The 17,742-nt window shown below is 58.4% G+C and carries 14 protein-coding genes; 7 read left to right on the forward strand and 7 right to left on the reverse strand.

Annotated features, from left to right (window positions below):
* Positions 1-110 precede the first annotated feature (110 nt).
* Together ACP7A4_RS04510 and ACP7A4_RS04515 are read left to right on the forward strand one after the other, a co-directional pair.
* On the forward strand, positions 111-632 hold the full coding sequence (locus ACP7A4_RS04510) for a DUF6586 family protein (protein ID WP_426245713.1): 522 nt from the start codon (positions 111-113) through the stop codon (positions 630-632).
* 118 nt (positions 633-750) lie between these two features.
* Positions 751-984, forward strand: coding sequence for a hypothetical protein (locus tag ACP7A4_RS04515; protein ID WP_019408701.1), 234 nt, complete (start codon positions 751-753; stop codon positions 982-984).
* A gap of 72 nt (positions 985-1,056) precedes the next feature.
* Here the strand turns inward: ACP7A4_RS04515 and sulA are convergent, their stop codons facing one another.
* Together sulA and lexA are read right to left on the reverse strand one after the other, a co-directional pair.
* Positions 1,057-1,530: an SOS-induced cell division inhibitor SulA gene (sulA, locus tag ACP7A4_RS04520; protein ID WP_059761648.1), complete on the reverse strand. Its 474-nt coding sequence runs from the start codon at positions 1,528-1,530 to the stop codon at positions 1,057-1,059.
* Positions 1,531-1,543: 13 nt separating this feature from the next.
* The gene (gene lexA / locus ACP7A4_RS04525) at positions 1,544-2,152 is read right to left on the reverse strand and encodes a transcriptional repressor LexA (RefSeq protein WP_048365162.1); all 609 of its coding nucleotides are present in this window, start codon (positions 2,150-2,152) and stop codon (positions 1,544-1,546) included.
* Between the two features lie 260 nt (positions 2,153-2,412).
* Here lexA and ACP7A4_RS04530 point away from each other — a divergent pair, with 260 nt between their 5' ends.
* The 3 genes from ACP7A4_RS04530 (at position 2,413) to ACP7A4_RS04540 (ending at position 5,052) form a co-directional block, all read left to right on the forward strand.
* Positions 2,413-3,120 (forward strand): TetR/AcrR family transcriptional regulator, encoded by a 708-nt coding sequence (locus ACP7A4_RS04530; protein ID WP_059761650.1) that lies wholly within the window; start codon positions 2,413-2,415, stop codon positions 3,118-3,120.
* A gap of 183 nt (positions 3,121-3,303) precedes the next feature.
* Entirely contained in the window at positions 3,304-4,302 is a 999-nt protein-coding gene (gene nagZ / locus ACP7A4_RS04535) for a beta-N-acetylhexosaminidase (protein ID WP_173426965.1), read from the forward strand.
* Between the two features lie 12 nt (positions 4,303-4,314).
* Positions 4,315-5,052 carry an S-methyl-5'-thioinosine phosphorylase gene (locus ACP7A4_RS04540; RefSeq protein ID WP_059761651.1) on the forward strand — a complete coding sequence of 246 codons (738 nt, stop codon included), beginning with the start codon at positions 4,315-4,317 and terminating at the stop codon, positions 5,050-5,052.
* Between the two features lie 95 nt (positions 5,053-5,147).
* Here ACP7A4_RS04540 and ACP7A4_RS04545 read toward each other — a convergent pair whose 3' ends face one another.
* Together ACP7A4_RS04545 and mfd are read right to left on the reverse strand one after the other, a co-directional pair.
* Positions 5,148-7,850, reverse strand: a complete 2,703-nt coding sequence (locus ACP7A4_RS04545; RefSeq protein ID WP_203302956.1) for a DEAD/DEAH box helicase — start codon at positions 7,848-7,850, stop codon at positions 5,148-5,150.
* Between the two features lie 24 nt (positions 7,851-7,874).
* Positions 7,875-11,324 carry a transcription-repair coupling factor gene (gene mfd / locus ACP7A4_RS04550; RefSeq protein ID WP_059761653.1) on the reverse strand — a complete coding sequence of 1,150 codons (3,450 nt, stop codon included), beginning with the start codon at positions 11,322-11,324 and terminating at the stop codon, positions 7,875-7,877.
* A gap of 287 nt (positions 11,325-11,611) precedes the next feature.
* On the opposite strand from mfd, the gene ACP7A4_RS04555 reads away from it, so the two are divergent.
* Positions 11,612-13,075, forward strand: coding sequence for a glyceraldehyde-3-phosphate dehydrogenase (locus ACP7A4_RS04555; protein ID WP_048365169.1), 1,464 nt, complete (start codon positions 11,612-11,614; stop codon positions 13,073-13,075).
* A gap of 160 nt (positions 13,076-13,235) precedes the next feature.
* On the opposite strand, the gene ACP7A4_RS04560 is transcribed toward ACP7A4_RS04555, so the two are convergent.
* Together ACP7A4_RS04560 and ACP7A4_RS04565 are read right to left on the reverse strand one after the other, a co-directional pair.
* Complete coding sequence (locus ACP7A4_RS04560) at positions 13,236-14,525, reverse strand: MFS transporter (protein ID WP_426245718.1); 1,290 nt, start codon at positions 14,523-14,525, stop codon at positions 13,236-13,238.
* Positions 14,526-14,678: 153 nt separating this feature from the next.
* Positions 14,679-15,242 carry a chalcone isomerase family protein gene (locus ACP7A4_RS04565; RefSeq protein WP_426245720.1) on the reverse strand — a complete coding sequence of 188 codons (564 nt, stop codon included), beginning with the start codon at positions 15,240-15,242 and terminating at the stop codon, positions 14,679-14,681.
* Between the two features lie 322 nt (positions 15,243-15,564).
* Here ACP7A4_RS04565 and sthA point away from each other — a divergent pair, with 322 nt between their 5' ends.
* A complete protein-coding gene (gene sthA / locus ACP7A4_RS04570; RefSeq protein ID WP_048365172.1) occupies positions 15,565-16,959 on the forward strand; it encodes a Si-specific NAD(P)(+) transhydrogenase in 1,395 nt (464 codons plus the stop codon).
* Positions 16,960-17,001: 42 nt separating this feature from the next.
* On the opposite strand, the gene ACP7A4_RS04575 is transcribed toward sthA, so the two are convergent.
* Positions 17,002-17,724: a glycerophosphodiester phosphodiesterase gene (locus tag ACP7A4_RS04575; protein ID WP_048365173.1), complete on the reverse strand. Its 723-nt coding sequence runs from the start codon at positions 17,722-17,724 to the stop codon at positions 17,002-17,004.
* Positions 17,725-17,742 lie beyond the last annotated feature (18 nt).

Here is a 17,742-nt window from a genome sequence, read left to right on the forward strand (position 1 = left end):
CCTCGACAGCACCTGCACCACAAGCGTGGCGCTGCTAAACCCTTGCGTCTGCCCACCTCTCTCCCTGAGACTGCTCGATCTGCCTTAACCCTTCGTTGTGGAATGCCCCAATGGCTTACGAACTCTATACCCGTACCAATCAAAAAATATATTTCACGGGCTTGGCGCTGGAAGCCATGCACAAGGCGGCTGATGGTCGGGCCATGAATGCACAAGCTTTGGTGCAGGCTGAGCGAGAGTCGGCGGTGTTTCATTTGTATGGCGCACTGCTTGGCTTATGCCACGAGATTGCCGGTTTCTATCGTTTGCCCCAGGGCAGCGCACCTAGAGTGGAGCTTTTGCTGACGCAGGAAGTGCTGGATGCCAAAGCAATCCCTGAGCTAGCTGAAATGGTTGAATTGGCGCGCGCTCCCAACACTTGGCTTGCACAGCTGGTAGCGGCCCATGCCGCGCTGTATCAGCCGTTGCAGGCACCTAAAAAGGTCAAGGCAGATGTGTTTCAGCCGTTGATCGAGGTGGTCAGTCTGGAGGAAGACGCGCCGCAAGCGTTGAGTCGCGAAACGCTTGAGGAGTGGCGTCAAAACCTGAAAAAAATGGCAATCCGCTTTCGCGATGGTCTCAATGAGTGCTAAAAGTCGCATCTGGAACTGCACAGTCATTCATCACTCCGTCATGAAAGCGCCATAGATCCTGGCAAATTCTGTTGGGATGACTGATATAATCCCGCGCTTTCGTGGAGAACAAACTTTTATGCCAACGTCCTTTCTAGAAATTGTCGAGTTGCCTGACGGCCGCATCGAGTTGCGTCGGGCTGAGGACGAAGGGTCTTTGGTGACGCTGAACTTCTCTGAAGATGCCAAGGCTTTTCTTCAGGGGCAGCACGTAGAGGTGGCCAAAGCCATGCTCAGCGTGGGTGTGCAAATGGCGGGTCGGCTGGCCGAAGGCGAGCTGGAAAAAGACGAAGGGCCGCGCATTCTTCATTGAGTGGCCACTGATGCAAGCCTGCCACAGGTGAGTGAATGCGTTCGGTGGCGGCCCTGTGGCAGCAGCGTCTGGTTAGCCCAGTCGAATATTCAGACTTTGCCCGTGACCGATCAATGCTGCGCCGATCAATTGTTGACGGGCGGCCGAGTTGAGCGGGTTTATCCAGCTCACGACAGTGTGACTACGGCCCAGGCGCAGTGCTTCGCACGTTAATTGCAACGCACTTTTATTGCCATTGGGTTGCAGCAGCAGAATGCGTTCGCGATTAAGTCCCGCATCGCGCAACCAGCTTTGAGTCAGGCTGGCGGGTGGCGCAATCAGCGTCAACCAGCGCGCATCTTGTTGCTCGCTGAGTTCGCGAAGCATGGGAGCTAAAAGGTTCAGGCAGTTCTCGGCAGCACCGCGTAACGACAGCTCACTGAAAACCTCTGGTTCTGCGCGCCAAGGTGAATCAAGTACTGCTTTGATCGCTTGTGGCATGGGCTGGGCCATGAATGCCTCGAACAAAGGCAGTTGTGCTGGTAGCGATGGGTGCGGGAACTGCATGGCGCCTCCTTCTTTAGCGGCGTATGACGCCGACGCTCAGGCCTTCGATAACGAGTTCCTGCTCTTTGAGATTGACTTCAATGGGCGCGAAATCCGGGTTTTCAGCGATTAGCCAGACTGTGCTGCCTTCGCGCTTGAAGCGCTTGACGGTCACTTCGTCGTCAATACGTGCCACCACGATCTGCCCGTTGCGTGCTTCACGGCAGGTATGAACCGCAAGCAAGTCGCCATCAAAGATGCCGACATCCTTCATGCTCATGCCCTGGACGCGCAACAGGTAATCGGCGCGCGGATGGAAGAAGGTCGGGTTGATATTGCACGACTCTTCGACATGTTCCTGCGCCAGAATGGGAGCGCCAGCGGCGACGCGGCCAATAATGGGCAGCGTGGATTCGTCAGCATTGGCTTCAAAGCCAGGTATGCGAATACCGCGCGAGGCACCCGGTGTCATTTCGATGGCACCTTTGCGGGCCAATGCTTTCAGGTGTTCTTCGGCGGCATTGGGGGACTTGAAACCTAGCTCTTGTGCAATTTCGGCACGGGTAGGCGGGTAACCGTTGTCATCCAGGCAGCGTTTGATAAAGGCCAGGATCTCAGCTTGGCGTGGCGTCAGTTTTAGCATGTTGATCGCTCTGTCTTTTTATACAGTGACTGGGATTATATACAGTGAAGGCGCATTGGCAATGATCCATTTCAGGCCGTCCGCTGGACGGTCATGCCTGAGCCTGATGGGCGCTACTTTATCAGCACAGGCCACGCGGGCCGAGGCTGTGGTTAAATGCGGAACTGGCCAGTCGCAAAACGAATGCCCTATCTTGACTTTTAACAAACTGAAACGTATGTTTCAAACAACTGTTTAAGTGTTTGTCAGCCGGAGTAGACATGGCCCAGTCGGAAACCGTTGAACGTATCCTTGATGCTGCTGAGCAGCTGTTCGCGGAAAAAGGTTTTGCCGAGACTTCACTGCGGCTGATCACCAGCAAGGCCGGAGTCAATCTGGCTGCGGTCAATTACCACTTCGGTTCTAAAAAAGCGCTGATTCAGGCGGTTTTTTCGCGTTTCCTGGGTCCGTTTTGCGCCAACCTCGACCGCGAGCTGGAGCGACGCCAGGCCAAGCCGGACAATCGCCCCAGCCTGGAAGAACTGCTGGAAATGCTCGTGGAGCAGGCGTTGGTGATCCAGCCGCGCAGTGGTAACGATCTTTCCATTTTCATGCGTTTGCTGGGTCTGGCCTTCAGCCAGAGCCAAGGCCATTTGCGGCGCTACCTTGAAGACATGTACGGCAAAGTGTTCCGCCGCTATATGTTGCTGGTTAACGAAGCCGCGCCGCAGATTCCTCCTATCGAGTTGTTTTGGCGCGTGCATTTCATGCTCGGTGCCGCGGCATTCAGCATGTCCGGGATCAAGGCGTTGCGCGCCATTGCCGAGACAGACTTCGGTGTTAACACCTCAATCGAGCAAGTCATGCGTTTGATGGTGCCTTTCCTGGCCGCTGGCATGCGTGCCGAAAGCGGGGTTGTTGACCCTGTGATGGCCAGCGCACAAATGCGCGCGCGTAACAAAACCTCGCAGATTGCCGCCAAGGTTTGATCGGCTGCGGGTGGGCGTGGCAGTCGAGTTCCGCTAAGCTTGGCGCCATGCTCACTCCTGACTTATTCCCCTTTGTACGTGCATTACGGTTGCCTGAACGGGCGGCACGTAAGGTTGCGCCCGTGCATGTCCGGTGGGCAATAAGTGCACTCTTTCTCTAAAGGATTTTCCATGAGTTCTGCCTTGCAAGGCTCCTTGATGGTGGACGTCGCCGGTACTTGGCTGACGGCTGAAGACCGGCAATTGCTGCGCCAGCCTGAAGTGGGCGGTTTGATCATTTTTGCGCGCAACATTGAGCATCCGCGCCAGGTTCGCGAACTGAGCGCTTCGATTCGTGCGATTCGCCCCGACCTGCTGCTGGCCGTTGATCAGGAAGGCGGTCGGGTGCAGCGTCTGCGCCAAGGGTTTGTACGCTTGCCGGCGATGCGCGCGATTGCAGATAACCCGAACGCCGAGTATTTGGCCGAACAATGCGGCTGGATCATGGCCACCGAAGTTTTGGCCGTGGGCCTGGACTTGAGTTTTGCCCCGGTACTGGATCTGGATTACCAGCGCAGCGCCGTGGTTGGCAGCCGCGCGTTCGAGGGCGATCCTGAACGCGCCGCGACATTGGCCGCAGCCTTTATCCGCGGCATGAATGACGCTGGCATGGCGGCCACCGGTAAGCATTTTCCGGGACATGGCTGGGCAGAGGCTGATTCGCATGTAGCCATTCCAACAGATGAGCGCACGCTGGAGCAGATTCGTGCCCATGATCTGGTGCCTTTCGCACGGCTGAGCCAGCAATTGGCGGCGGTGATGCCCGCCCATGTGATTTACCCGCAAGTCGACAGCCAGCCCGCAGGTTTCTCTCGTCGCTGGTTGCAAGACATCTTGCGAGGTGAGTTGGGGTTCGATGGCGTGATCTTCAGCGATGACCTCTCGATGGCAGGCGCCCATGTGGTGGGCGACGCGGCCAGTCGTATCGAGGCGGCTTTGTCGGCGGGTTGCGACATGGGGCTGGTGTGCAACGACCGTGCGGCCGCCGAGTTGGCGCTCAGCGCTGCCCAGCGCATGAAGGTGACACCATCGCCGCGTATCGCGCGCATGCGCAGCCAGGCGTTTGCCAGCACTGACTACCGGCAGGACCCGCGTTGGCTGGTGGCGGTGGGTGCGCTCAAAGATGCTCAATTGATTGATTAAAGGATCGGCTCAATGACGGTTTACGCAATTATCGGCGGCACGGGCCTGACCCAGCTTGAGGGGTTGACCATCAAGCGCTCGTTGGCATTGGACACGCCTTATGGCCCGACGTCGGCTGATATCCAGATAGGTGAATTCGCCGGTCGCGACGTCTTGTTTCTGGCGCGTCACGGCCATCCGCATCGCCTGCCACCCCATCAGGTGAACTATCGCGCGAACCTGTGGGCATTGAAGCAGGCGGGCGCCGAAGCGATTTTGGCAGTGAATGCGGTGGGCGGTATCCACATGGCGATGGGCACGGGGCATTTTTGTGTGCCGCATCAACTGATCGACTACACCAGCGGTCGCGAACATACCTATTTCGCAGACGATCTGGAGCACGTGACTCATATCGACTTCAGTTATCCCTACACCGAATCGTTGCGTGAGCAATTGATTGACGCGCTGGCTGGCGAGGGTTGTTCCTACAGCAGCCACGGCGTTTATGCGGCGACCCAAGGCCCGCGTCTTGAAACGGTGGCTGAAATCGCTCGTCTTGAGCGCGATGGTTGCGACATTGTCGGCATGACCGGTATGCCGGAAGCGGCATTGGCCCGTGAGCTGGAACTGGATTACGCCTGTTTGGCACTGGTGGTTAACCCGGCGGCGGGCAAGTCGACGGCGATCATCACCATGGCCGAAATCGAGCAGGCGCTGCACGACGGCATGGGTAAGGTCAAAGCCACTTTGGCGCGGGTGTTAGCGGGATAAGGGTTTTGTAGTCGCTGGCGCAGGCTGCGATAGGCTGCGTAGCAGCCCCCAGGCGAAGGGCCTGCGCCAGCGACTTCAGAGGCGATTGACAGGCTTCAACGCTTTTCGACTTTGGGTGGCAGTGGCGCAAACAGGGCGTCGATGTCGTCGTCTTGCAGTTTCCAGTCCCCCGCAATACGGCCATCCAGCACGCCGGCCGCCAAATCTGATTTTTCCTGCTGTAAGTGCTGGATTTTTTCTTCGACGGTGCCGCGGGCAATCATCTTGTACACAAACACCGGTTTTTCCTGCCCTATCCGGTAAGCGCGGTCGGTGGCCTGGTTTTCTGCTGCCGGGTTCCACCAGGGGTCGTAGTGAATCACGGTGTCGGCTTCGGTCAGGTTCAGGCCTACACCACCCGCCTTAAGACTGATCAGAAATATCTGCAATTTGCCGCTCTGAAAGTCTTTGACCGGTGTACGTCTATCCCTCGTTTGACCGGTGAGCAGGGCGTAATCAATGTTGCGCTTTTTCAGCTCGGCCTCGATCAGGCCCAGCATGGAGGTGAACTGGGAAAACAGCAGAATGCGTCGCCCCTCCGCAAACAGTTCTTCGAGCATCACCATCAAGCTGTCGAGTTTGCCCGAGGTGCTGCCTTTTTTTGGCGGGTTATCGCTGACCAGGCGCAGGTCGCAGCACACCTGGCGCAGTTTGAGCAGGGCTTCCAGGATGATGATCTGGCTGCGGCCTACACCTTTGCGCGTAATTTCATCGCGCACTTTTTTGTCCATCGCCAAGCGCATGGTTTCGTACACGTCCCGTTGCGCTTCGTTGAGATCAACCCAGTGGATGATCTCGGTTTTTGGGGGTAATTCGGTGGCCACTTGCTCTTTGGTTCGACGCAGCAGGAACGGTTTGATCCGCGCGTTCAGGTGCTGCAAACGCTCATCGCTGCCGTGACGTTCAATCGGCACACGGTAGTCGCGGTTGAAGGCTTTGACGTCGCCCAGCCAGCCGGGTAACAAAAAGTGAAACAGTGCCCACAGCTCGCCCAAGTGGTTCTCCAGCGGTGTACCGCTCAAGCACAGGCGTTGGCGCGCCACCAGCTCGCGCGCAGCTTGCGAGGCTTTGCTGTTGGGGTTCTTGATGTACTGCGCTTCGTCGAGGATCAGGATGTGCAACGGCACTTTAGCCAGCAGCTCAATGTCTTTGGGCAGCAGGGCATAGGTGGTCAGGATCACGTCGTAATCGTTGAGGTGCTCGACGTGTTTTTTACGACTGGCGCCGTACAGCGCCAGCACCTTGAGTTGTGGCGTGAAGTGCGCCGCTTCGTCCACCCAGTTCGGAATCAGGCTGGTGGGCATCACCACCATTGCCGGGCGATCCAGCCGACCTGCGTTCTTTTCGCACAGAATGTGCGCCAGAGTTTGCAGGGTTTTGCCTAAACCCATGTCGTCCGCCAGAATGCCGCCGACTTCAAGTTGGCGCAGTGACTGCATCCAGCTCAATCCTTCGAGTTGATACGGTCTGAGCGTGGCATTCAGCCCTTGTGGCGCCTCGACACTGAAGTCTTTGATGTCGCGCAGGCGCTGGGCAAAGCCACGAATCTGCTCGCCGCCTTCCCAGCGCAACGGCAGTGCATCCAGGGCATTGAGCCGTGGTGCGTCGGCGCTTTTAATCCGCAAGGTGGTGGCGCCCGGCTCGCCCAGATAAAACTCGCCCAGAGTTGCCAGCACCGGTTTCAAGCGCCCATAGGGCAACGCCACTTGAAGCGGCATTTGCGTGCTGTTTGGGATGGCCGGGATATTCACCAGAATCAGCTCGTCATCGCGGCGCTTGGCGAGCTTTTCAGGGCTGAGTATTTCAGTGTGCGAGCGCATCAGGTTAAGCAGAATCGGCAGCAGGCTCAGGCGCTGTCCATTGACGATAATCCCCAACTCCAGGTCGAACCAGTCCCGCTCCGGCGCTTCATCGACGTTGGCGTACCAGTCTTCGACCGGACTCAGATCAAAGCCGAAGTGTTCATCGATCTGCACTTCCCAGCCTTGCTCGCGCAAGGTGTCCAGCTGGTTGAGCGTGAAGTTCAGCCAGGCACTGTCATTGACCAGCTCAAACAGCTCGCCTGCGCTTTCGGGCAAGGCTTTGCTCTGACGCGTGGCGATCTTGAAGCCCAGGGCCCGCAACTGTTCGCGGTAGAGGTTTTCGGTTTCGGGGTGGCGTTTGATCCGCAGAATGTGGTCTTCGTGGCGAATCAAGACGTCCGCGTTTTTCTGCCCCGACACGTAAGTCTCGCGGTAATTGAACGACAACGCGGCGCGGTGCTGGATGTAGCGCTGCATTTTGCCGTTGCGCGGCTCAAAGGCGCTGAACTCGGCGCTGGCCAGCCATAACCGCGGGACCGGTTGTACATCGTCGATCTGTTGCTCGGGCAGGTTGGCAGGGCGGCGCGAGTCGAGTACGGCCTGAAGTTTTTCCAGGAGTTCGGCATCCTGGGCGGCGGCGGGGTAGTTCAAGGTGTCTTCAATCTTCAGTAATACGGCAGCAGTGTGCTTGCAGTTGGTGCGCACGGGGCAGGTGCATTCAGCGCTCACCAGCAGCAGCGAGCCTTTGGCTGACTCGCGTAAGCGAATGGTCTGGCGGTAGGGGTGTTCGCTCGAACCCTGACAGCTGGAGGTGATCAGGCTGTCACCGATTTGAGCGATTCGGACGCGGTTTTCCCTCGCGTAGCGGCGGCCACGCTCAAGGCTTTGTTCTTTAAACCGGCTGACCCATGTCGGCGCCAGCGGTTTGGTCAGTCGTGGTGTCTGGCTTAAGGGCATGGGTGTTTCATTGTGCGCATCCCATCAGGAAGACTTCGGTGTCAGGCGTTCAAACAACGCCTCGATCGTATTGAAGCGTTCATCGGGGCGCTCCATTGGCACCATGAATTTGAACAGCGTCGCGCCTTCGAACTTGTAACGGTTCGGTTGGCCTTGAATCAGCTTGATCAAGACCAGCGGGTCGACCGGGGTGTCAGACGCGAACTCAATACGTCCGCCTTGCGGGCCGGCATCGACTTTTTTGATGCCCAGTTGCTCGGCCTGCAATTTGAGCTGGGTAATACGCACCAGATTTTTGGTCGGCTCGGGGAGCAGGCCAAAGCGGTCGATCATTTCGACTTGCAAGTCCTTGAGGCCTTCTTCGTCCGTCGCTGAAGCGATGCGCTTGTAGAGGATCAGCCGCGCATGCACATCGGGCAAATAGGACTCGGGAATCAACGCTGGCACGCGCAGGTTGATTTCCGGGCCGCCACCCAGCGGTTGGTCAAGGTTCGGCTGCTCGCCTTTGCGGATCGACTTGACGGCGCGTTCGAGCATTTCCATGTACAGGGTAAAGCCCACGGCCTGGATCTGCCCGCTTTGGCCGTCGCCCAGCAGTTCGCCTGCGCCACGGATTTCGAGGTCGTTGGTGGCCAGTACAAAACCTGCCCCCAGATCCTGGGTGTTGGCGATGGCTTCCAGACGCTTTTGGGCGTCGCCGGTAATTTGCTGGCGCGGTGGCGTCAGCAGGTACGCATAAGCCTGGTGGTGACTGCGCCCGACGCGACCGCGCAGTTGATGCAGTTGCGCCAGGCCGAATTTGTCTGCGCGCTCAATGATAATGGTGTTGGCGCTCGGCACGTCGATGCCGGTTTCGATGATGGTCGAGGCAATCAGCACGTTGAAACGCTTGTGATAAAAGTCGCTCATCACCTGTTCGAGTTCACGCTCGCGCATCTGGCCGTGGCCGATACCGATGCGGGCCTCAGGGACCAGTTCAGCAAGCTCGGCCGCGCATTTTTCGATGGTTTTGACGTCGTTGTGCAGGTAATACACCTGACCGCCCCGCAACAACTCACGCAACAACGCCTCTTTGACGGTGCTGTTGTTGTGCTCCATGACGAAGGTGCGCACCGACAAACGGCGCGCGGGCGGCGTGGCGATGATCGACAAATCGCGCATGCCCGACACCGCCATGTTCAGCGTGCGTGGGATAGGCGTCGCAGTGAGGGTCAGAATATCGACCTCGCTGCGCAGGGCCTTGAGCTGTTCTTTTTGCCGAACCCCAAAGCGGTGTTCTTCGTCGATGATCACTAAACCGAGATTTTTGATTTTGACGTCGTCTTGCAGCAGTTTGTGCGTGCCGATCACGATGTCGATTTTGCCTTCGGCCAAATCAGCCACTGCGGCATTGATTTCTTTCGCAGACTTGAAGCGGCTCATCACCTCGACCCGTACTGGCCAGTCGGCAAAGCGGTCGCGAAAGCTGTTGTAGTGTTGCTGGGCCAGAAGCGTGGTCGGGACCAAAATCGCGACCTGACGGCCACCGTGTACAGCAATAAAAGCGGCGCGCATGGCCACTTCGGTTTTACCGAAGCCCACATCGCCACACACCAGGCGGTCCATCGGCTTGGGCGCGAGCATGTCGGCGCGCACTGCTTCGATGGCGGTCTGCTGGTCGGGCGTCTCTTCAAACGGGAACCCGGCACTGAAGGTTGCGTAATCGGCTTTCGGGTCATCAAAGGCATGGCCCTCGCGGGCGGCGCGGCGAGCATAGATGTCGAGCAGCTCGGCGGCAACATCGCGCACTTGTTCGGCGGCTTTGCGTTTGGCTTTTTGCCAGGTTTCGGACCCTAGCCTGTGCAGCGGCGCCAGTTCGTCATCGCTGCCGGTGTAGCGGGCGATCAGGTGCAGGTTCGCCACCGGTACGTAAAGCTTGGCGCCTTCGGCGTATTGCAATGTCAGGAATTCGGCTTCCTGATTGTCGATTTCGAGCGTGGCCAGCCCTTGGTAGCGACCCACGCCGTGGTCGATGTGTACCACGGGTGCGCCTTCGCGCAGCTCGGTAAGGTTTTTAATCACCGCGTCGTTGTTGGCATCAGCGCGTTTTTCGCGACGACGACGTTGCATCACGCGTTGGCCAAACAGCGGGCTTTCGGCGATCAGCGCCAGTGCCGGATCGTCCAGCAACAAGCCTTCGTCCAGCGGCGCAATGGTGATGGCCAAGCGATGTTTGCTGGCGACGAAGTCGGGCCAGCTGTCGACGGTTTTGGGGCGCAACTTAAGGCGTTCAAGCAATTCGAGCAGCACTTCGCGGCGCCCGGCGGACTCGGCGGTAAAGAGCACGCGGCCTTCAAACTGCTCCAGAAAACCCGAGAGTGCGGCCAGCGGTTGGTTGGCCTTGGCTTCAATCGCAAGGTTAGGCAGCGATTGAGCCGGGAAACGCTCGCGGCTGCTGCCGGTGTCCAGATCGTCCTGGCTGGCGACTACGCGCGGCCAGTTCTTCAGGCGGGCGAAGCAGTCTTCGACGGGCAAAAACAGTTCGGCGGGCGGCAATAAAGGACGAGAAGGGTCGACACGGCGCTCTTCGTAGCGGTTGCGCACATCCGACCAGAAATTCTCGGCCGCCTGTTCGATGCCGGGCAGCGAGAACACTTGGGTGTCGCCAGGCAAGTAGTCGAACAGGGTCGAGGTTTCATCAAAGAACAACGGCAGGTAGTACTCGATACCGGCAGGCGTAATACCGCTGCTTAAATCCTGAAAAATCGGACAACGACGGAAGTCGACATCAAAGCGTTCGCGAAAGCGTGCCTTGAAGCGCGTAACTGCATCTTTTTGCAGCGGGAATTCGCGCGCAGGTAACAGGCGTATCGAGTCGACTTTGTCGATCGAACGCTGGTTTTCAGGATCGAAAGTGCGCAGGGTTTCGATTTCGTCGTCGAACAGATCGATCCGGTAAGGCAGCTTGCTGCCCATGGGGAACAGGTCGATCAAGGCGCCGCGTACCGCAAACTCGCCGTGCTCGTACACCGTGTCGACGCAACGGTAGCCGCTGGCCTCCAGTCGGGTGCGCATCTGCTCCACGTCCAGCTTTTGCCCGACATCGAGTACCAGGCTGCTGCCGAGCAAAAACTTGGTCGGCGCCAGGCGGTGTAGGGCCGTGGTGATCGGCACTACCAAAACGCCATGATCCAGTTCAGGCAGCCGGTACAGGCTGGCAATACGCTGGGAAATGATGTCCTGGTGCGGCGAAAACAGGTCGTAAGGCAGGGTTTCCCAGTCAGGGAAATGCAGCACGGGCAGTTCGGGGGCGAAAAACCTCAGCTCCTGCTCAAGGCGCTCGGCGCTTTGGCTGTCGGCGGTCAGCAGCAGGGTGAAGCGCTTCGCGGCGCTGGCAGCCTCGGCAATGGCGAGGCTCAGGGCGGCACCGGGCAGGTTGCCCCAGTGCTGTTTACCTGCCGTAGCAGGCAGTTTGGGTAGTCGCAGGACGGGCACGGAAGGTTGAGCTCCAAGCGTTGCGGCAAAGAGGCCGATTGTAGCGGGCCAAGGGGCTGGCTGTCAGTTGCCGTCTGTTGCTGGGGCTTAATTCCAGCGTTTGAAGGGCAAAAGTCAGTGCCAGAACCTTCATTAAGTCGCTCAAAAGTGGGCGAATTCTCTGTGCGAAGATTTTTTTCGCCTATAAATATGGGTGCTTAATCGTTTCAGTCAGGGCTGTGTGACAGGCGCACATTGCCCCTGATCTGGCGCAGCGGCATAATGTAGCCCCTTTTTTCAGCCCCTACATGTGGAAGGTTCCCGTGACTCAGAAGCCCGACCAGTGTCTTGGTGAATGGATCGACCGTGAAGCACTCGCAGAAGCGATGATTCCGCTGATTGGTCAGCTCTACCGCAATAACAACGTGGTGAGTTCGATCTATGGCCGCAGCCTGATCAACCGTTCAGTCATTGCGATTCTCAAAGCTCACCGCTTTGCGCGTCATCGCCAGAGCGATGACATCGAATTGTCCGTGCACGAAACTTTCCCGCTGCTCAAAGCGATGAGCGAACTCAAGCTCGGTGCTGCTTCGGTAGACCTGGGCAAATTGGCCGTCAAGTTCAAAGCCCACGGCAATGGCCGTACGGCCGAGCAGTTTGTGCGCGAAGAACTGGCCGAGGTGGTGGGTCAGCAAAACGCTGGCGCCCGTAAAGGTACAGACGTTGTGCTGTATGGCTTCGGTCGTATTGGCCGCCTGCTGGCGCGCATCCTGATCGAAAAAACCGGTGGCGGCGACGGTCTGCGTCTGCGTGCCATCGTGGTGCGTAAAGGCGCCGACAACGACCTGGTCAAACGCGCAAGCTTGCTGCGTCGTGACTCGGTGCACGGTCCGTTCGACGGCACCATTGTGGTTGATGAAGAAAACAACACCATCACCGCCAACGGCAACCTGATCCAGGTGATCTACGCGAAGAACCCGACTGAGGTGGATTACACCCAGTACGGCATTCAAAACGCATTGCTGGTGGACAACACCGGGGTGTGGCGTGACGCTGAAGGCCTGGGCCAGCACTTGCAGTGCCCTGGCATTGACCGCGTGGTATTGACCGCGCCGGGCAAAGGCAAGCTGAAGAACATCGTTCACGGCATCAACCACGGCGAAATCACCGCAGACGACAAGATCGTTTCGGCGGCATCCTGCACCACCAACGCCATCGTGCCGGTGCTCAAGGCGGTCAACGACAAGTTCGGCATCGTCAACGGTCACGTAGAAACGGTTCACTCGTACACCAACGACCAGAACCTGATCGACAACTTCCACAAGGGCGATCGTCGTGGCCGTTCGGCTGCGCTGAACATGGTAATCACCGAGACCGGTGCTGCGACCGCTGCGGCCAAGGCACTGCCTGAGCTGGCGGGCAAGCTGACCGGTAACGCGATCCGTGTACCTACGCCGAACGTGTCGATGGCCATCCTCAACCTGAACCTTGAGAAGCCGGCGACTCGTGAAGAAATGAACGAGTACCTGCGCCACATGGCGTTGCACTCCGATCTGCACAAGCAAATCGACTTCGTGAGCTCGCAGGAAGTGGTGTCCACTGACTTCGTCGGTTCGCGTCACGCCGGTGTGGTCGATGCTGAAGCCACCATCTGCAATGACAACCGCGTTGTGCTGTACGTGTGGTACGACAACGAGTTCGGTTACAGCTGCCAGGTTGTGCGCGTCATGGAAGACATGGCCGGGGTCAACCCGCCAGCGTTCCCGCGCTAAGCAAGCGCCGCAACTGAAAACGCCCCGACTGGTTCGGGGCGTTTTTGTGTGTGCTGCAAAAACCATGTAGTCGCTGCCGCAGGCTGCGAAGGGTTGCGGAGCAACCCGTTTTCTTCAACGCACCGCAGCCCCAAACGCAGCCTGCGGCAGCGACTACAGGTCAGGCATTGGTCGGTACCGCTGTGCGCAACTGGTGCTTGTCGCCGCGGAACAACACCACGGTCGCGATCAGCCCCAGCACTGCTGCACCGGTCAGCCACAGGCCGGGAGCGGCCTTGTTGTCCAGTACGTGGATCAGGTAGGTGCAGGCCGCCGGGGTAAAGCCGCCGAACGTCGCTGTGGCCAGGCTGTAAGCCAGCGAAAAGCCGGTGGTGCGGACTTCAATCGGCATGATTTCGGTCAGGGCAACCACCATTGCACCGTTGTACGAGCCATACAGGAAGGACAACCACAGCTCGACAATCAGCAGGTGGCTGAAGCTCGGGTTGGCCACCAGCCATGACAGCGCCGGATAGGCCGTCAGGATCGCAAGAAGGGTTGCGCCCAGCAGCAGCGGCCTGCGCCCAATCTTGTCTGACAGCGCGCCCATGACCGGTAGCCAGAAGAAGTTGGACAGGCCAATGCACACCGTCACCAGCAAGGCTTCAAGGTCAGTGAGGTGCAGCTCTGCCTTGCCGAATGTCGGGGTGTAGGCGGTGATCAGATAGAACGACACGGTCGTCATGACCACCAGTGCCATGCCACCCAGTACCAGGCCAAAATTCAGCCTGATAGAGCGCATGATTTCCCCCAGGGTAGGGTGATGTTTGCGGGCTTCGAACTCGGGGGTTTCTTCCATTGAGCGTCGAATGACAAAGATCACCGGGACGATCATGCACCCCAGCAGGAACGGGATGCGCCAGCCCCATTCACCCATTTCTTCGGGGCTCAGCCAGTGGTTGAGGCCAACCCCGAGCAAGCCGGCAAATACCACCGCAGCCTGCTGGCTTGCAGATTGCCAGCTGACAAAGAAGCCTTTGCGCCCTGGAGTGGCGATTTCAGCCAGGTACACCGACACCCCGCCCAGTTCCACGCCCGCCGAAAAGCCTTGCAGCAAGCGACCGAGCAATACCAGCAGAGGAGCCGCCACACCCAGGGTGGCGTAGCCCGGCACGCAGGCAATCAGCACCGTGCCCATCGCCATCAGGGCCAGGGTAATGATCAGCCCTTTGCGGCGGCCATGGCGGTCGATGTAGGCGCCGAGGAAAATCGCACCCAGTGGGCGCATGAGGAAGCCCGCACCGAAGGTCGCCAGGGCGAGCATCAGAGAGGCAAAGGCGCTATCGCTTGGAAAGAAGGTTTTGGCAATGGCCGTGGCGTAAAAGCCAAAGACCATGAAGTCGAACATCTCTAGGAAGTTACCGCTGACAACGCGAAAAATCGCCTTGCCGTTACCTGCACTCGAGGCCATCAGAAATCACCCGCTGTTATCTATTCTTATGCGTAATCCATGTTTTTACTCGTCCGCACTGCCAGCTAGAGACCTTCGGGCCTACCGCAAACAGTTTTGTAACCATATGTGTAACTGAAAATGTAGGCAACAATTGTTGTAACTACCCAATGCTCAGGGCGTTTGTGCCATCAGCGTCTGGCGCAGCTTTTCAGGTAAGCCGTGGGGCGCGAGCCAAATACCGAGATAGGCCTTTGCCAGTTCGGGGTCGGGGCTGTTGAAGATGACCTTGCCGTTGCGTTCCAGATTCAGACCGCGCGCCGGGTCGTAGTCCAGTGCATACCGATCACCGCGCTTGATGTCTGAAAAGCTCGCTTGCAGCTTTTTCAGCGGGCCGTCGATGGCGCTCAGGGTGGCCGCTGATTGTTGGCGTTTGAGGATGGCGGCTGAGGCCTGGGTGATGTCGCTGTGAGCCAGGTCGCGCAAATAAAACAGCTCAAGACGCAGGTCGCGCTGCTGATCAAAAGCCTGCTGCGCGCTGATATCGGGTGGCGTGAACAGGGCGGCGGCGTAAATGTCGGCCCATAGGTAGGTCAGTACGATCTGGCCTTTACGTACCATTGGTGTTGTGTCGGCTTGTGCCAGGGCGGGGAAGTTGGCTTCCTTAAATCGTGCAGCCTCGTCTGCCGGGCTGGCGGCGCTATGGAGCAGCAACAATACGATCAATAACTTGCGCATGATGGGTGTGCTCTGATCGATGGGTTTGTTCGCCGGGCTGTAGTCGCCGCCGAAGGCTGCGAGGGGTTCAGTGGCGTTTCCAGGAATACGGGTTGCTGCGCAACCCTTCGCAGCCTACGGCAGCGACTACATCGAAGAGTGAAGCTCAGTCGCCGATGTAGTGAATACAAAAATAGCCAACGACCAGACCAAGGGTTAATGTTCGCAGCGTTCAGGCTTCTATAGACTGTGCCCCACGTTTTGATCCTTCATGGCGCTGGCCGCGTCATGATTTAGCCGCAGGCGCCTAAAAATGCGCCGCGGCCCGTTCTGAGGAGTACGCATGGCTGTCTACAACTACGACGTAGTGGTACTGGGTTCTGGCCCGGCAGGAGAAGGTGCGGCAATGAACGCCGCAAAAGCAGGGCGCAAGGTGGCAATGGTTGACAGCCGGCGCCAGGTTGGCGGCAACTGCACGCACTTGGGCACTATCCCGTCCAAAGCCTTGCGTCACTCGGTTCGGCAGATCATGCAGTTCAACACCAACCCGATGTTTCGGGCCATTGGTGAACCGCGCTGGTTTTCGTTCCCGGACGTGCTGAAAAGCGCTGAAAAAGTAATCTCCAAACAGGTGACGTCGCGCACGGGCTACTATGCCCGCAACCGCGTTGACCTGTTCTTTGGCACCGGCAGCTTCACCGATGAGCAAACCATTGAAGTGGTGTGCGCCAACGGTGTGGTCGAAACGCTGATGGCCAAGCAGGTCATCATCGCCACCGGCTCGCGCCCTTATCGCCCGGCCGATATCGATTTCACCCACTCGCGTATCTACGATAGCGACACCATCCTCAGCCTGGGTCACACCCCGCGCAAGCTGATCGTTTATGGTGCTGGCGTGATTGGTTGTGAGTACGCCTCGATCTTCAGCGGTCTGGGGGTGCTGGTTGAGCTGGTGGATAACCGTGAACAACTGCTCAGCTTCCTCGACTCCGAGATCTCGCAGGCGCTGAGCTATCACTTCAGCAACAACAACATCACCGTGCGTCACAACGAAGAGTACGAGCGGGTCGAAGGGGTTGAAAACGGTGTGATCCTGCACCTTAAGTCGGGCAAGAAGATCAAGGCCGATGCCTTGCTCTGGTGCAACGGCCGTACCGGCAACACCGATCAGTTGGGCCTGGAAAACATCGGCATCAAGGCCAATGGCCGTGGCCAGATCAGCGTCGATGAAAACTACCGCACCACGGTGCCCAACATCTTCGCCGCCGGTGACGTAATCGGCTGGCCAAGCCTGGCCAGTGCCGCGCACGACCAGGGTCGCTCGGCAGCGGGCAGCATCGTCGACAACGGCAGCTGGCGCTTTGTGAATGATGTGCCAACCGGCATTTACACCATTCCGGAGATCAGCTCGATCGGCAAGAACGAGCAAGAGCTGACCCAGGCCAAAGTGCCGTACGAAGTGGGCAAGGCGTTTTTCAAAGGCATGGCACGTGCGCAGATTGCCGGTGAGCCGCAAGGCATGCTGAAAATCCTGTTCCACCGCGAAACCCTGCAAGTGCTGGGCGTGCATTGCTTCGGCTATCAGGCATCGGAGATCGTGCACATCGGTCAGGCGATCATGAATCAGCCGGGCGAGCTCAATACCCTCAAGTATTTCGTCAACACCACGTTCAACTACCCGACCATGGCTGAAGCCTATCGGGTAGCCGCTTACGACGGCCTTAACCGGCTTTTTTGAGCGGCTCCGGCCGGTGGCCTGAGCCGGCCGGGGAGACCGATTTCAGCCATTCCCAAGGGTGGCAGTGGCCAAACCGGGAAAGTCTGTAATCAGGCTGTCTACGCCGAAATCAGCGAGTCTGCGCATCAGCGCAGGCTCGTTGACTGTCCATACCGACACATGCAAGCCCTGGCGCTGGGCTTTTTCCAGACGCTCGGGGGTGCACAGCGTCCAGTTCAACGCGAGCATGTCGCAGCCATAGCTTTGCGCGACCTTCAGCGGGTCGAGCCAGGCGTATTCGGCAACCAGCCCACGGGATAAATCCGGCGTCAACTCGATGGCCGCCTTGAGCACTTCGCGCGAGCTTGAGGTCACGGTGACTTTGTCCATCAGGCCATGGCGCTGGGCCATTTCGCGAATCGCCAGCACCGTAGTGGCTGCGCGGGTACGTGAGGCGCTTTTAACTTCAAGCTGCCAATGCTCGAAGTTGCATTTTTCGAACAGCTCTTCAAGCCGTGGAATCGGGCATGGATGCACCCAGCCCGGGCCGCCTTTGCGTGCGTCGTAGGTCGCGAGGTCAGCGGCCGTATGTTCGATCACCTTGCCGCGTCGGTCGGTGGTGCGCTTGAGGGTCGGGTCGTGGATGACCATCAACTCGCCATCTTTGGACAAGTGCAGGTCGAGTTCGCAGCGACGAACGCCGTGCTTGAGGCATTGCTCAAAGCTGGCAAGGGTGTTTTCGGGTGCTTCGCCTTTGGCGCCGCGATGGCCATAAATCAGGGTCACAATTGCTCCTTCCTACAA

Origin of the sequence: Pseudomonas sp. TWR3-1-1 (assembly GCF_049896545.1) — a bacterium.
Classification (GTDB): domain Bacteria; phylum Pseudomonadota; class Gammaproteobacteria; order Pseudomonadales; family Pseudomonadaceae; genus Aquipseudomonas; species Aquipseudomonas weihenstephanensis.

Excerpts from the sequence above, each read along its gene's own strand:
- ACP7A4_RS04555 (WP_048365169.1), top strand. The coding sequence starts at position 11,612 with ATGTGGAAGGTTCCCGTGACTCAGAAGCCCGACCAGTGTCTTGGTGAA.
- ACP7A4_RS04510 (WP_426245713.1), top strand. The coding sequence starts at position 111 with ATGGCTTACGAACTCTATACCCGTACCAATCAAAAAATATATTTCACG.
- lexA (WP_048365162.1), bottom strand. The coding sequence starts at position 2,152 with ATGCTAAAACTGACGCCACGCCAAGCTGAGATCCTGGCCTTTATCAAA.
- sthA (WP_048365172.1), top strand. The coding sequence starts at position 15,565 with ATGGCTGTCTACAACTACGACGTAGTGGTACTGGGTTCTGGCCCGGCA.
- ACP7A4_RS04565 (WP_426245720.1), bottom strand. The coding sequence starts at position 15,242 with ATGCGCAAGTTATTGATCGTATTGTTGCTGCTCCATAGCGCCGCCAGC.
- ACP7A4_RS04540 (WP_059761651.1), top strand. The coding sequence starts at position 4,315 with ATGACGGTTTACGCAATTATCGGCGGCACGGGCCTGACCCAGCTTGAG.
- ACP7A4_RS04530 (WP_059761650.1), top strand. The coding sequence starts at position 2,413 with ATGGCCCAGTCGGAAACCGTTGAACGTATCCTTGATGCTGCTGAGCAG.
- ACP7A4_RS04515 (WP_019408701.1), top strand. The coding sequence starts at position 751 with ATGCCAACGTCCTTTCTAGAAATTGTCGAGTTGCCTGACGGCCGCATC.
- ACP7A4_RS04545 (WP_203302956.1), bottom strand. The coding sequence starts at position 7,850 with ATGCCCTTAAGCCAGACACCACGACTGACCAAACCGCTGGCGCCGACA.
- ACP7A4_RS04560 (WP_426245718.1), bottom strand. The coding sequence starts at position 14,525 with ATGGCCTCGAGTGCAGGTAACGGCAAGGCGATTTTTCGCGTTGTCAGC.
- sulA (WP_059761648.1), bottom strand. The coding sequence starts at position 1,530 with ATGCAGTTCCCGCACCCATCGCTACCAGCACAACTGCCTTTGTTCGAG.